Source organism: Streptomyces sp. NPDC007189 (assembly GCF_040703635.1).
Classification (GTDB): Bacteria; Actinomycetota; Actinomycetes; order Streptomycetales; family Streptomycetaceae; genus Streptomyces.
The window spans coordinates 172,098-186,138 of the sequence record NZ_JBEYEY010000015.1 but is presented as its reverse complement, the minus strand read 5'-3'; the positions used below and the strand labels follow the sequence as shown (position 1 = coordinate 186,138).

The 14,041-nt window shown below is 72.7% G+C and carries 12 protein-coding genes; 9 read left to right on the top strand and 3 right to left on the bottom strand.

What is annotated here, in order from left to right; genetic code table 11:
* Nucleotides 1-65: 65 nt before the first annotated feature.
* The 6 genes from AB0950_RS28415 (at nucleotide 66) to AB0950_RS28390 (ending at nucleotide 5,885) form a co-directional block, all read left to right on the top strand.
* Nucleotides 66-845: a helix-turn-helix transcriptional regulator gene (locus AB0950_RS28415; RefSeq protein ID WP_360571833.1), complete on the top strand. Its 780-nt coding sequence runs from the start codon at nucleotides 66-68 to the stop codon at nucleotides 843-845.
* Nucleotides 838-1,035: a DUF397 domain-containing protein gene (locus AB0950_RS28410; RefSeq protein WP_360571790.1), complete on the top strand. Its 198-nt coding sequence runs from the start codon at nucleotides 838-840 to the stop codon at nucleotides 1,033-1,035. The genes AB0950_RS28415 and AB0950_RS28410 overlap by 8 nt, the downstream gene beginning before the upstream one ends.
* Nucleotides 1,036-1,202: 167 nt before the next feature.
* Complete coding sequence (locus AB0950_RS28405; protein WP_360154269.1) at nucleotides 1,203-2,474, top strand: aspartate kinase; 1,272 nt, start codon at nucleotides 1,203-1,205, stop codon at nucleotides 2,472-2,474.
* A 31-nt stretch (nucleotides 2,475-2,505) separates the two neighbouring features.
* A complete protein-coding gene (locus AB0950_RS28400) occupies nucleotides 2,506-3,564 on the top strand; it encodes an aspartate-semialdehyde dehydrogenase (RefSeq protein ID WP_366779688.1) in 1,059 nt (352 codons plus the stop codon).
* A 432-nt stretch (nucleotides 3,565-3,996) separates the two neighbouring features.
* Nucleotides 3,997-4,680: a SigE family RNA polymerase sigma factor gene (locus AB0950_RS28395; protein ID WP_330338686.1), complete on the top strand. Its 684-nt coding sequence runs from the start codon at nucleotides 3,997-3,999 to the stop codon at nucleotides 4,678-4,680.
* 128 nt (nucleotides 4,681-4,808) lie between these two features.
* On the top strand, nucleotides 4,809-5,885 hold the full coding sequence (locus AB0950_RS28390) for a hypothetical protein (protein ID WP_366779687.1): 1,077 nt from the start codon (nucleotides 4,809-4,811) through the stop codon (nucleotides 5,883-5,885).
* Nucleotides 5,886-5,953: 68 nt separating this feature from the next.
* Here the strand turns inward: AB0950_RS28390 and AB0950_RS28385 are convergent, their stop codons facing one another.
* Together AB0950_RS28385 and AB0950_RS28380 are read right to left on the bottom strand one after the other, a co-directional pair.
* Entirely contained in the window at nucleotides 5,954-6,739 is a 786-nt protein-coding gene (locus tag AB0950_RS28385; protein ID WP_360154261.1) for an SURF1 family protein, read from the bottom strand.
* 50 nt (nucleotides 6,740-6,789) lie between these two features.
* Complete coding sequence (locus AB0950_RS28380; protein WP_366779685.1) at nucleotides 6,790-7,578, bottom strand: class I SAM-dependent methyltransferase; 789 nt, start codon at nucleotides 7,576-7,578, stop codon at nucleotides 6,790-6,792.
* Nucleotides 7,579-8,519: 941 nt separating this feature from the next.
* Between AB0950_RS28380 and AB0950_RS28375 the strand changes: the two genes are divergently transcribed.
* Nucleotides 8,520-10,334, top strand: a complete 1,815-nt coding sequence (locus AB0950_RS28375) for a prolyl oligopeptidase family serine peptidase (protein WP_366779684.1) — start codon at nucleotides 8,520-8,522, stop codon at nucleotides 10,332-10,334.
* 11 nt (nucleotides 10,335-10,345) lie between these two features.
* Here AB0950_RS28375 and AB0950_RS28370 read toward each other — a convergent pair whose 3' ends face one another.
* Complete coding sequence (locus AB0950_RS28370) at nucleotides 10,346-12,145, bottom strand: NAD-binding protein (RefSeq protein ID WP_366779683.1); 1,800 nt, start codon at nucleotides 12,143-12,145, stop codon at nucleotides 10,346-10,348.
* Between the two features lie 162 nt (nucleotides 12,146-12,307).
* Here AB0950_RS28370 and AB0950_RS28365 point away from each other — a divergent pair, with 162 nt between their 5' ends.
* Both AB0950_RS28365 and AB0950_RS28360 read left to right on the top strand, forming a co-directional pair.
* Nucleotides 12,308-13,318: a permease gene (locus tag AB0950_RS28365; protein WP_366779682.1), complete on the top strand. Its 1,011-nt coding sequence runs from the start codon at nucleotides 12,308-12,310 to the stop codon at nucleotides 13,316-13,318.
* Nucleotides 13,315-14,037: a TIGR03943 family protein gene (locus tag AB0950_RS28360; RefSeq protein WP_366779681.1), complete on the top strand. Its 723-nt coding sequence runs from the start codon at nucleotides 13,315-13,317 to the stop codon at nucleotides 14,035-14,037. The genes AB0950_RS28365 and AB0950_RS28360 overlap by 4 nt, the downstream gene beginning before the upstream one ends.
* Nucleotides 14,038-14,041: the final 4 nt, after the last annotated feature.

Sequence of the window (14,041 nt, the reverse complement as noted above, 5' to 3'; positions counted from 1 at the left end):
TGACGCCGGTGATACACGGCGGGATGTACCGGTCGGAGGTGCGTGCGGTGTCCCAGTCGCCCGTCATGTGGCGCTTCAGCGGCAACCAGATGAAACGCTGGCGCACGAAGGCGAACATCAGCCGAGAGCAGTTGGCCGCCGCCGCGAACTACTCTCCGGACACCATCAAGGCGATGGAACAAGGGGTACGCATGCCGACGCCCCGAGTCCTGGACGTGGCAGACGAGTTGTGCCGCGCGGAGGGCTTGCTGAGCGCGGCGAAGGAGTACCTCAGCAGGGAGAAGTTCCCGCCCAGGGCGCAGGAGTTCATGGAGCGGGAGAGGGAGGCGATCGGTCGCTGGTCGTACGAAACCCTTTTGATCCCCGGGTTGTTGCAGACCGAGTCGTATGCACGCGCGCTCATCGAGAGCCGCTATCCGCCGCTCGACGAGGAGATGGTCGAGAAGCGGATCGCGGCGCGCATGGAGCGACAGGCGATCCTCAGCGGCAGGAAGCCGCCGGTGGCCTTCAGCTTCGTCATCCACGAGGCAGCCCTGCGCGGCCCCTTCGTAGATGCCGACCAACTTCGCCACTTGCTCGAAGTGTCCCGCCTGCGAAACGTCAACGTGCAGGTGCTGCCGTTCGAACGGGCCACGAGCGACGCCCACTTGGGTCCCATGGTCCTGTTGGAGGTCGAGGACCACGAGCGGTTCGCTTTCACGGAGGGCCCGCTGGCCAGTGAACTCTCGGCTGATCCGGAGGTTGTCAGCCGGGTCAGTGGGCGGCTTAGCATGATCCGCGCACTGGCCCTCAGCCCCGCTGAGTCGGCCTGTTTCATCGAGCGGATGGTGGATCGCCATGACTGACCAGCTCACGTGGTTCAAGTCCAGCTACAGCGATAACGAAGGCGGCGATTGCGTGGAAGTCGCCCCCACCCCCACCACCATCCACATCCGCGACTCCAAGACGGCCCCCGCCGGCCCCGAACTCCACGTCCCCGCCCCCGCCTGGTCGGCGTTCATCGCGGCGCTCCGGCTGTTCACCCCCAGTGGTTGAAAGGTACACATCCTGGCTGTGACCCGGGGCACTTTCCGAGTGGTGCGTCGACGGCTGGGCAGGTGCCGGATGCGGGCGCCGGATGTCTCACCATGCGGGAGCAGGGTGGTGGAATTCGGGCGCTCGTTAGACTGAGCCGACACAAACGAACCGAGCGAGGAGCGCACGTGGGCCTTGTCGTGCAGAAGTACGGAGGCTCCTCCGTAGCCGATGCCGAAGGCATCAAGCGCGTCGCCAAGCGGATCGTGGAAGCGAAGAAGAACGGCAACCAGGTTGTCGTCGTCGTTTCCGCGATGGGCGACACGACGGACGAGCTGATCGATCTCGCCGAGCAGGTTTCTCCGATGCCTGCCGGGCGTGAGTTCGACATGCTGCTGACCGCCGGAGAGCGTATCTCCATGGCCCTGCTGGCGATGGCGATCAAAAACCTGGGTCACGAGGCCCAGTCCTTCACCGGCAGCCAGGCCGGCGTCATCACCGACTCGGTCCACAACAAAGCCCGGATCATCGACGTCACCCCCGGGCGGATCCGCGAGTCGCTCGACAAGGGCAACATCGCGATCGTCGCGGGCTTCCAGGGCGTCAGCCAGGACAAGAAGGACATCACCACGCTGGGCCGCGGTGGGTCCGACACGACGGCCGTGGCGCTCGCCGCCGCGCTCGACGCCGAGGTCTGCGAGATCTACACCGACGTCGACGGCGTGTTCACCGCCGACCCGCGCGTGGTGAAGAAGGCGAAGAAGATCGACTGGATCTCCTTCGAGGACATGCTGGAGCTCGCGGCATCCGGCTCCAAGGTGCTGCTCCACCGCTGTGTGGAGTACGCCCGCCGCTACAACATCCCGATCCATGTCCGGTCCAGCTTCAGCGGGCTGCAGGGCACCTGGGTCAGCAGTGAGCCGATTGGGGACAAGAAGGTGGAGCAGGCCATCATCTCCGGTGTCGCGCACGACACCTCCGAGGCCAAGGTCACGGTCGTCGGCGTGCCGGACAAGCCGGGTGAGGCGGCCGCGATCTTCCGGGCCATCGCCGACGCCGAGATCAACATCGACATGGTGGTGCAGAACGTGTCCGCCGCCTCCACCGGCCTGACGGACATCTCCTTCACGCTGCCGAAGACCGAGGGCCGCAAGGCCATCGACGCCCTCGAGCGCAACAAGCCGGGCATCGGCTTCGACTCGCTGCGCTACGACGACCAGATCGGCAAGATCTCCCTGGTCGGCGCGGGTATGAAGACCAACCCGGGCGTCACCGCCTCCTTCTTCGAGGCGCTGTCCGACGCGGGCGTGAACATCGAGCTGATCTCGACCTCCGAGATCCGCATCTCGGTCGTCACCCGCAAGGACGACGTCCCGGAGGCCGTCCGCGCCGTGCACACCGCCTTCGGGCTCGACTCCGACTCGGACGAGGCCGTGGTCTACGGAGGCACCGGGCGATGACCGTCGCCATGACGTACGGAGGCGTACGACGATGACCGGCAAGCCGACGCTCGCGGTCGTGGGAGCGACCGGAGCCGTCGGCGCGGTCATGCTCCAGATCCTGTCCCAGCGCGCGGACATCTGGGGCGAGATCCGCCTGCTCGCCTCCCCGCGCTCGGCCGGCCGCAAGCTGGCCGTGCGCGGGGAGGAGGTGGAGGTTGCGGCCCTGAGCGAGGAGGCCTTCGACGGGGTCGACATCGCCCTGTTCGACGTCCCCGACGAGATCGCCGCGCACTGGGCGCCGATCGCCGCCGCGCGCGGCGCGGTCGTCGTCGACAACTCCGCCGCGTTCCGGTTCGACCCCGAGGTGCCGCTGGTGGTGCCCGAGGTCAACCCGCACGCCGTACGGTCCCACCCGCGCGGGATCGTGGCCAGCCCCAACTGCACGACCCTGACGATGATCGTCGCCCTGGGCGCGCTGCACGCCGAGTTCGGGCTGCGCGAGCTGGTGGTGTCGTCGTACCAGGCGGTGAGCGGGGCCGGGCGGGCCGGTGTGGACACGCTGCGGGCCCAGCTGTCCCTGGTGGCCGGCACCGAGCTGGGCACCAAGCCCGGCGACGTACGGCGGGCCGTCGGGGACGACACCGGGCCGTTCCCGGAGCCGGTCGCGCTGAACGTCGTCCCGTGGGCCGGGTCCCTGCGGGAGGACGGCTGGTCGTCGGAGGAGATGAAGGTCCGCGACGAGTCCCGCAAGATCCTCGGGCTGCCCCACCTGCCGGTCGCCGTGACCTGCGTGCGGGTGCCCGTGATCACCACGCACTCCCTCACCGTCCACGCCCGCTTCCAGGGCGAGGTCACGGTCGACGGCGCCCGGGAGATCCTCGCGACCGCGCCCGGCGTGGTCCTGTGCGACGACCCGGCCGCCGGCGAGTTCCCCACCCCCGCGGACGTCGTCGGCACCGATCCCACCTGGGTGGGCCGCGTCCGCCGGGCCCTGGACGACCCCACCGCCCTGGAGTTCTTCGTCTGCGGCGACAACCTCCGCAAGGGCGCCGCCCTGAACACGGCACAGATCGCGGAGCTGATCGCGACGGAGCGGACGGACCACTGAGCCCGGCCGCTGAGACGGGACCCTGAGACGGGACCCTTAGTCCGGTCACTGAGACCGGTCACTGAGCCTGACGGCTGGGACCGCCGCGTGCCGACCGCCCCCTGTCGACCGCCCCGTGCGGAGATCAGGAAAGAGCTTTATAGGATCTATGTAAGAAGTGTGGCCGGGACTGTGGTCCGTACCACTTGAACCATTGCTCAGGGCGCCAGAGGATTTCCCTCCCCGTCCCCGCAACCGTGCGGCGGACGGGGAGCGTCTTTGCGGTCACTCTTCGGCGTGGGGACGCCATGAGGGCTGGGTGTGGGGACACCCAGCCCAAATCAGACATAGCGGAAGAGCGGGGCGCATGACGGCACTTGAGGCACCGCCGGTTGTCGCACATGTGACGTCCGGCACGTACAACCCTCTCGGGGGTAAACGTGTCCAACAGGCGTGGCAGAGGTACTCGAACTCAGCGCGGCCCGCGGCGCGGCGGCCCTTCGGCCCCCCCGTGCGGCGCTCCGGCCCCGCACGCCCGGCGGCATGCCGGTGATCGCGCCCATGCCCGCAGCGCGGCCCGCCCGCATACCCAGTCAGCGCGACGGCTCCGACGAAACCACGGTGGCCACGGCGACCGAGGCCGCCGGCACGACCGTCGACCACCTCACCGAGACCTACCGGGCGCACTACCGCTCCCTGCTCGGCCTCGCCGCGCTGCTCCTCGACGACACCGCCTCCTGCGAGGACGTCGTCCAGGAGGCCTTCATCCGGGTGCACTCGGCCCGCAAGCGCGTCCGCGACCCCGAGAAGACCCTCGCCTACCTGCGGCAGACCGTCGTCAACCTCTCCCGCTCGGCGCTGCGCCGCCGCATCCTCGGCCTGAAGCTGCTCTCCAAGCCGATGCCGGACATGGCGAGCGCGGAGGAGGGCGCCTACGACCAGCTGGAGCGCCGCGACCTCATCAAGGCGATGAAGGGCCTGCAGCGCCGCCAGCGCGAGGTCCTCGTGCTGCGCTACTTCGCGGACATGACCGAGGCCCAGGTCGCCGAGACCCTCGGGATCTCGCTGGGCTCGGTGAAGGCGTACGGCTCGCGGGGCATCGCCGCCCTGCGGGTGGCCATGGGGACGCCGTCATGAGCGTTCGCCGCCCAGGGGGCGATTCCGATGGACGCCATTCCCACGAACGTCACGAGCCCTTCGCCTGGCACGAGCCGACGGACTGGGCCGAGCAAGAGCACACGCCATCGCACGCTGGGAACGGAACTGTGAACCACGGCCCCGACCACCAGGGCCCCGAAGAGCGCGACCAGGAACTCGGGGCGCTTCCGGACGACGAGCTGGCGCTGCGGCGACTGCTGCACTCCGCGGTCGACGACATCCAGCCGGGCACCGGCACACTGGAGCATCTGCGTAAGGCCGTACCCGCGCGGCGGGCCCGCAAGCGGCAGGCCGCCATCGGTATGGCCGCCGCGGCCCTGTTCATCGGCACCGCGATCCCCGCCCTCGTGCACGTCTCCGGCTCCGGCGGCACCGACCCCAACACCGCCATGGCCGGCCAGTCCTCCCAGGCCCAGGGCGGCACCGGGCAGGGCAAGGACAAGGGCGGCGACACGGGCGGCAGGAAGGACAGCGGCAGCACGGGCGTCAAGCCCGGCAAGGACTCCGGCAAGCAAGGCGCGAAGGGCCGGAGCAGCGGCAGCGGTGGCGCCGCCGGTGGCGCCGACCCGTCCTCCACCCTCTCCTCCAGCGGGGTCCCGATGTGTACGACGGCCCAGCTGGGCTCGGCCACCGGCACCGCCGACGTCCCCGACTCCGCGGGCGTGGTCTACGGCACGTTCCGCGTCGTCAACGTCTCCTCCACCGCGTGCACCGTCGCCGGCGAGGGCACCATCACCCCGGTCGCGGCGGGCGCGGCCGACCCGGCCAAGATCAGCGTGGCCCGGCATGTGGCGGGGGACGCGGCGACCGGTCTGCCCGACCCGTCCATGGAGGTCCCCGGGCTGGTCCTGCAACCGGGCGCGGCCTACGAGGAGAAGTTCGCCTTCGTACCGTCCGAGACCTGCCCCACGAACGGCGGCGGCACCGGCACTCCCGGCGGATCCGACACCGGCGGCCCCACGCCCGACCCGACCCCGTCCCAGGACGCGAGCGGCTCCGGCGGCTCCTCCGACGCCGGCGGCACGGCGGGCACCACGACCCAGCTGATGACCGCGGACGGCACGGCCGACGGCAGCGTCCAGATCACCCACACCGCGCAGGGCGGCTCCCCCTCCGCCACGACGACGGTGACGGGCGAGTGCGCGGGGACGGTGTACTACACCGGGGTGCTGGCAGGGGCGTAGGAGGGGACGCAGGAGGGCGCACCCCGAAGGGGCGCGGAGCTCACGACCCGAACCCCCGGCGCTCCCCGTCAGGAACTCACCGGCGCCGGCGTCTCCTCCGGCACCAAGCCCAGCGCAGCGTCCCGCGCCGCCTCCGCCTCGCGCCGTAGCAGACGGAACCACATGAACACCACGAACCCGGCGAAGACGAACCACTCGCCGGTGTAGCCGAGGTTCTGGAAGGCCTTCAGGTCCAGCCCGGTGCCCTCGGGCGCCGTCGCCGGTACGGCCTTCATCCCGGCGTCGGCCTTGTCGAGGGTCACCCACGCGTCGTACAGCCGGTACGGCACCAGGTTGACCAGCGACGCCGAGCTGATCGCCGCCGTCTGCCCGGCAGGCAGCCCCCCGGCCGCGCTGACCCCGTTGTCCCCGGGCGTCTCGGACGCCTGCAGCGCACCGGTGACGGTGACCTCACCGCTCGGCGGCGCGGGCGCCTTCGCCGGGTCCGCCTTGCCGGGCAGCCAGCCCCGCACCACCGGCAGCGCCTTTCCGGAGCCGGTGCGCAGCAGGGTGAGGACGTAGAAGCCGTTCTTGCCGTCGAGCTGCCGGTCCGGCACCAGCAGCTGCGTGCCGTAGTGCCCGCTCGCGGTGACCCGGCGCCCGGAGGTCGCCTTGTCGACCGGCAGCATCGAGTCCAGCGGGCGTGCCGTCTCGTGCTGGTCGGACGCGGCCTGCCGGGTGGCGGCGCGGCTGTCGTGCACCCGCCCCTCGAACCGGCTCAGCTGCCAGGACCCCATGAAGATGCAGAACGGGATGGCGAGCAGCACGAAGACGTTGATGCCCCACCAGCGGGGTGTCAGCAGAAACCGGTACACGCCTTCCACGGTACGGCTCCCGCATGGACGCCCCGCCCGCGGGTCGGCCCTCAGCCCTCGGCGGCCCTGCTCGCCCGCAGCGAGTAGATCAGCGGGATGCGCGGATGGCCCGCCGGGAAGCGGTGGTAGCCGTCGCGCACCTCGAAGTTCGCGAAGCGCGGGAACAGCGACACGTCGTGCTCGTGCAGGAACTCGATCCGCAGCCCGGTCGTGGCGAGCGCGGAGACCACGTCGCCGAGGGTGTGCTGCCACTGCACGCTGCGGTTGTGGACGGTCGCGGCGTTCAGGTCGGCGTAGGTGCCGGGCTCGTCCCACACCTGGGCGTCGCGGGCGAAGTAGTCGCGGACGAGCCGGGAGCCGGTCTCGTCGTCGAGGGCCTCGGTGATCGGGTGGAACTCGGCGAGGTACAGGAACCCGCCGGGCGCGACGAGCGAGGCGGCGGTCTCGGCCCAGCGGCGGACGTCCGGCAGCCAGCACAGGGCGCCGAGCCCCGTGTAGACGATGTCGTACGACGGTTCGGGCACGGCCTCCGCCGCGTCGTACACGTCGCTGGTGACGAACGCGGCACGCTCCGGGCCGTGACCGAGGTCGGCGGCGAGGGAGCGGGCGGCCTCGACGGCCGGCGCGGAGAAGTCCAGACCGACGACGCGGGCGGCGCCCCGGTGGACCCAGGAGAGGGTGTCGGTGCCGATGTGGCACTGCAGGTGCAGCAGCGTCTTGCCGCTGATGTCGCCGACCTCCTCCTTCTCGAAGTCGCGCAGCACGTCGGGGTGGACCCGGAAGCCGTCGAGGTCGTAGTACGCACCGGCAACGTGCACGGGCACCCGCTCGTCCCACATGGCCCGGTTGTCCTCACGCCAGCCATCGGGAGCAGCCGGCCCGCCGTCATGAGCGGACCCCCGGCCGCCGGCAGGGGTCGGCCCGCCGTCGGCAGCGGATCCCCGGTCGTCGGGGGCGGACGGCTGGTCGTCGGCAGGGGACGGCCCGCTGTCGGGGGCGGACGTCTGGCCGTCGGCGGCGGACCGCCCGGTGCCGGGAGCGGACGACCGGCCCTCGGCAGCGGACGGCTGGTCGTCGGCAGGGGACCGCCTGGTGCCGGGGGCGGACGGCTGGTCGTCGGCAGGGGACCGCCTGGTGCCGGGGGCGGACGGCTGGTCGTCGGCAGGGGACCGCCTGGTGCCGGGGGCGGACGACCGGCCCTTGGAAGCGGACGACCGGCTGTCGGCAGCGGACCTCCCGCCGTGGGCAGGGGGCTGCCCGCTGTCGGCAGCGGACGACCGGCCCTCGGCAGCGGACGGCTGGTCGTCGGCAGGGGACCGCCGGGTGCCGGGAGCGGACGACCGGTCCTCGGGGGCGGACGACCGGCTGTCGGCAGCGGACCTCCCGCCGTGGGCAGGGGGCTGCCCGCTGTCGGCAGCGGACGACCGGCCCTCGGCAGCGGACCGCCGGTCGTCGGCAGCGGATCCCCGGTCGTCGGGGGCGGACGTCTGGCCGTTGGCGGCGGACCGCCCGGTGCCGGGGGCGGACGAACGGCCCTCGCAAGCGGACGGCCCGCTGTTGGGAACGGACGGCTGATCGTCGGCAGCGGACGACCGGCCCTCGGCAGCGGACCCCTCGCCGTCGGCAGGGGACGCCCCGCTGTCGGCAGCGGACCGCCGGCCCTCGGAAGCCGGGTGATGGTCGACCTGGGAGCTCATGGGCGGGAAGTTATCCACAGGCTGCGCACACCCGCCACCCAATTGTCGGTGCGGCCAGGCAATATGGGCGCATGACTGGGGCGATGAGTGAGAGCAAGGGGCCGGGCGTGCGGGGCACGGACGGCATGCCGGACTGGGAGAAGCGCTTCCGGGCGCCGCGGGTGTCGCTGCCCGACTGGGCGGAGGACGCGCCGGACCGCTGCCTGTTCGTGTCGAACGCGACGGGCACGTACGAGCTGTACGCATGGGACCGCGCGACGGGAGCCCAGCGCCAGGTCACCGACCGGCCGAACGGCACGACGGACGGCGTGCTCTCCCCGGACGGCGCGTGGATCTGGTGGTTCGACGACAAGGACGGCGACGAGTTCGGCATCTGGCGCCGCCAGCCCTTCGGCGGCGGCGCGGACGAGCCGGCCGTCCCCGGCCTCGCCCCCTCCTACCCGGCCGGTCTCGCCCTGGCCCGCGACGGCCGCACGGCGGTCGTCGGCCGCTCCACGGACGAGGACGGTACGACGATCCACCTGGCCCGCGAGGGCGAGGACCCGGTGCAGATCTACCGGCACCGCGAGTCGGCGGGCGTCGGCGACCTCTCGCACGACGGCTCCCTGATCGCCATCGAGCACACCGAGCACGGCGACGCCATGCACGCGGCGCTGCGCGTGCTGCGCCCCGACGGCACGCCGGTCGCCGAGCTGGACGACACCAAGGGCGGCACCGAGGAGCTGGGCCTGGAGGTGCTGGGCTTCGCCCCGGTCGACGGCGACACCCGGCTGCTCATCGGCCACCAGCGCCGGGGCCGCTGGGAGCCGCTGGTGTGGGACGTGGCGACGGGCGAGGAGACCGACCTCGCCCTGGACCTGCCGGGCGACGTCAGCGCCGAGTGGTATCCGGACGGCTCGGCCCTGCTCGTCGAGCACGGCTTCGAGGCCCGCAGCGAGCTGTTCCGCTACGACCTGGCGACCCGCGAGCTGACCCGCATCCCCACCCCGCCCGGCTCGCTCTCCGGCGCCACCGCGCGCCCCGACGGCAGCGTGGAGTACCTGTGGTCGTCGGCCGCCGAGCCGCCCGCGGTCCGCTCGACGTCCGGCGGTGTGGTCCTGGACCCGCCCGGCATGGCCTGCCCGCCGTCGGTGCCGGTGGAGGACGCGTGGGTGGAGGGCCCCGGCGGCCGCATCCACGCCCTCGTCCAGAAGCCGGCGGGCGCGACCGGCCCGCTCCCCACGGTGTTCGACCTGCACGGCGGCCCGACCTGGCACGACAGCGACGCCTTCGCCGCGGGCCCGGCCGCCTGGGTCGACCAGGGCTACGCGGTGATCCGCATCAACTACCGCGGCTCCACCGGTTACGGCCGCGCCTGGACCGACGCCCTGAAGCACCGGGTCGGCCTGATCGAACTGGAGGACGTCGCCGCGGTCCGCGACTGGGCGGTCTCCTCCGGCCTCGCCGACCCCGACCGCCTGGTCCTCACCGGCGCCTCCTGGGGCGGCTATCTCACCCTGCTCGGCCTCGGCACGCAGCCCGACGCGTGGACGGTGGGCATCGCGGTCGTGCCCGTCGCGGACTACGTCACCGCGTACCACGACGAGATGGAGGCCCTGAAGGCCATGGACCGCACCCTGCTGGGCGGCACCCCCGAGGAGGTCCCCGAGCGCTTCGAGGCCTCCTCCCCGATCACCTACGTCGACCAGGTCAAGGCCCCGGTCTACATCTCGGCCGGCGTCAACGACCCCCGCTGCCCGATCCGCCAGATCGACAACTACGTCAAGCGCCTGGAAGCCAGAGGCGCCGTCCACGAGGTCTACCGCTACGACGCCGGCCACGGCTCCCTGGTGGTGGACGAACGCATCAAGCAGGTGAAACTGGAACTGGACTTCGCCAAACGGCACCTGGGGGCCTAGCGCCGAGGGGGTCAGTGGAGGTCCGCCAGCCCCCGGCGGGTCGCGGCGACCACTACCCGGTCCCCCTTCTCCAGTACGTGGTCCGGTGCCGTGTCGGTGCGGCCCTCCAGCGCCAGTACCCGCCAGGAACCGGCGCGGAAAGCCTGCCGTACCGTGCGGCCCTCCAGCTGGTGATGCCCGGAGACGTCCACCGCGGCGAAGAGCAGCACCCGGCGCTCGACCGCGACCGCGCCGAGCACCTGCCGCCCCAGCATCGCCCCGGCGAACGCGGGCGCGGCCAGATGCGTGACGCTCCGGCTCCGGGTCAGCGCATGCGGATACGCGGCACGCAGGGTGCGGTACACCGCGGTGGCGAAGTCGTCGTCGTACAGCCGTAGCACCACCCGCAGATCGGGCCGTACGTTCCGCGCGTACAGCACGGCCTCCAGGTTCGTGGTGTCCGCGCTGGTCACCGCGAGCAGCGCGTACGCCCGGTGGATCTTGGCGGACTCCAGCACCCCTTCCTGGGTGACGTCCCCGAGCACCACCGGCACCCGCAGCCGCCGCGCGGTCGCGAGCCCTCGCGCGTCGGGGTCGGACTCGACGCACACGACGGGGATGTTCAGCTCGCGCAGCCGGGTCAGCACCCGGGTGCCGATCTTCCCCAGCCCGAGCAGCACCACGTGCCCGCCGAGTCCGCGCGGTGGTTTCCGCAGCGCGGAGGCGGTGCGGAAGGTGCCCAGCGCCTCCAGCACCGCCGCCAGCAGCACCGGAAGCAGCAGCAACCCGACCAGACCGGAGAGGAGTTGGAGAATCTGCCGGCCCAGCGGCGCCCCCAGCGCGGGGTCGTCGATCGCGAACAGGTCCAGCAGGGTCAGATAGAAGGCCCGCAGCGGATGGATGCCGGGCGTGACCACCCACAGCGCCACGGCCAGCGCCACCACGCACGCCACCATGCCCGCCAGCGACCACCGCAGCCGCCGCGAGAACAGCGAGGCGAGCGGCGGCACCCCGCCCCGGCCGGGCGCCGCCGACTCGCCGCCGCCCGCCGAGGACACCTGCTCCAGCACCACCGCCGTCCGCCCGGCGGCCTGCCGTACCTCCTCGTCGTCCGGCAGCAGCCGCGGCTCCTGCTCCCCGCCGTGCCCGGGGTCCGTACCGGCGGGGGAGAGCAGGGCGAGCGTGCACAGTCCGGTGCCGGCCTGCCGTTCCACGGCCCGCAGCAGCAGTCCCTCGGTCTGCACGACCTTGCTGGTGCCGGCGACGGCGGTGGCGGCGAGCGCGGGCGCGGCGGTGTCGGCGTCGGACAGCACGGTGGTGGACGCGTCCGCACCGGCGTCGCCCTCGCCGTCACCGGCCACCAACGCGGCCGCCTGGTCGAGGAGTTCCTCGATGTGCTGGCCCAGCCGCCGGTTGTAGAGGCGCAGGACGAGCCGCAGGCGCGGGTTGAGGCGGCGGGCGGTCAGCGCGGCGCGGATGTTGGTCTCGTCGTCGTCGTAGACGAGGGCGAGCGCGGCGGCCCGCTCCACCCCGGCCTCGGCGAGCACGGCCTCGGTGATCTCGGTGGCGGTCAAAACCCCGGCCGTATCGCCGCCGTCGGTGCCCGTGGCCGTCGCGGTGCCCGCGGTGCCGGCGCCGTTGGGGCCGCGTCCGACCGTGGCGCTGACCACCCGGTCGAACAGCGCCGCCGACGCGGACCGCGCCCGGCCGACCACCGGAGGCCTCGCGGTGCGCACGTTCGGCGGCACCACCAGGGTGACCTGCTCGCCGTGGACCCCGCGCAGTTCGGCGGCCAGCCGGTGCGCGAGCCCGTCGTCCCCGGCCACCACCATGTGCGGGGCGCTGGGCCCACTTTGATACGGAACGCTCGCCACGAGGGAAAAGACTGCCCCAAGGAGAAGAGTGGTTCCAGCGGCGATGTGAACACGCGGGGGACGATGCGCGTACCCAGGGGGAGGGAGCGCACCAGGACAGCCAGCCGGAGGGAACCACCCGTGGCCATCACCGAAGACGCCCCGCCCGGCGCCGACGTCGGCTCCCCGCCCGGTCCCGGGAGCCCGAGGGTCAGCTCCCCGCTGGTGCTGACGCTGATCCTGCTGCTGGCGGTGCTCGCCCAGTCCCCGATCCGCGGGCTCCTCGGCACCCCGCTGATGCAGAGCTGGATGACGGTGTTCGTCGCGGTGACGCTCCAGGCGTTGCCCTTCCTCGTCCTCGGGGTGCTGCTGTCGGCGGCGATCGCGGTGTTCGTGCCCCCGGCGTTCTTCGCCCGCGCCCTGCCGCGCCGCCCCGCGCTGGCGGTGCCCGTGGCCGGGATCGCGGGCGCGGTGCTGCCGGGCTGCGAGTGCGCGTCGGTGCCGGTGGCGGGCGCCCTCGTCCGGCGGGGCGTCACCCCGGCCGCCGCCCTGGCGTTCCTGCTGTCCGCCCCGGCGATCAACCCGGTCGTGCTGACCGCCACCGCCGTCGCCTTCCCGCGCGACCCGGAGATGGTGCTGGGCCGGTTCGCGGCGAGCCTGCTGGTGGCGTGCGCGATGGGCTGGCTGTGGCAGCGGCTGGGCCGCACCGACTGGCTGCGCCCGCCGGCCCACGGCGCGCACGAGGGGGCGACGAAGGGGGAGGCGTTCTGGAGTTCGGTGCGGCACGACACCGTGCACGCCGGCGGCTTCCTGGTGCTGGGCGCGATGGCCGCGGCCACGCTGAAGGCGGCGACCCCGGCGGACTGGCAGCGCACGGCGGCCGGGAACCCCGTCTTCTCCGTGCTCGCCCTCGCCGTCCTCGCCGTACTGCTGTCCATCTGCTCGGAGGCGGACGCGTTCGTCGCGGCCTCCCTCACCCAGTTCTCGCTGACGGCCAAGCTGGTGTTCCTGGTGGTGGGCCCGATGATCGACCTCAAGCTGTTCGCGATGCAGGCCGGCACCTTCGGCCGCGGCTTCGCCCTCCGCTTCGCCCCCGCGACCTTCGCGCTGGCCGTCGCGGGCGGGCTCCTGACCGGGGCGGTGCTGCTGTGAACCGCCAGTCCCAGTCCGCCGTCATGTTCCTGCTCGGCGCCGCCCTGCTGCACGCGGGCAGCACCGGCCTGTATCTGCGGTACGTCAAACCGGGCCTGCGTCCGCTGCTGCTGGCCTCCGGCGCGGTCCTGATCGCGGCGGCGCTGGCCACGGTCTGGTACGAGCGCCGGCGCGCCAAGGCGGCACCCGACCACACCGAACACCACGCACACCCCGAACCCCGGGTGTCCTGGCTGCTGTTGCTGCCCCTGCTCGGCCTCATCCTCGTCGCGCCGCCCGCCCTCGGCTCCTACAGCGCCCTGCGCTCCGGCACGGCCCTGCAGAAGACGTACCTCTACGGCAAGCTGCCCGCCGCCGACCCGGCCCCGCTCTCCGTGATCGACTACGCCTCCCGCGCGGCCTACGGCCACGGCCGCACCCTGAAGGGCCGCACGGTCCGCGTCACCGGCTTCCTCGCCCTGGACCACACGGGCGCGCCGTACCTGGTCCGCATGGCCCTCAACTGCTGTGCCGCGGACGCCCAGCCGGTGAAGATCGCCCTGACCGGCGACCTGCCGCCGGTCCTCCGCCCGGACGCCTGGATGGAGGTGACCGGCACCTACACCCCCCGCCTCACCCACGACCCGGTCAACAACGGCCCCATCCCGTACCTGAAGGTCACCTCCGCCCGCCCGGTCCCGGTGCCGCACGACCCGTACGACGAGACCTGGAACACCTGACCCC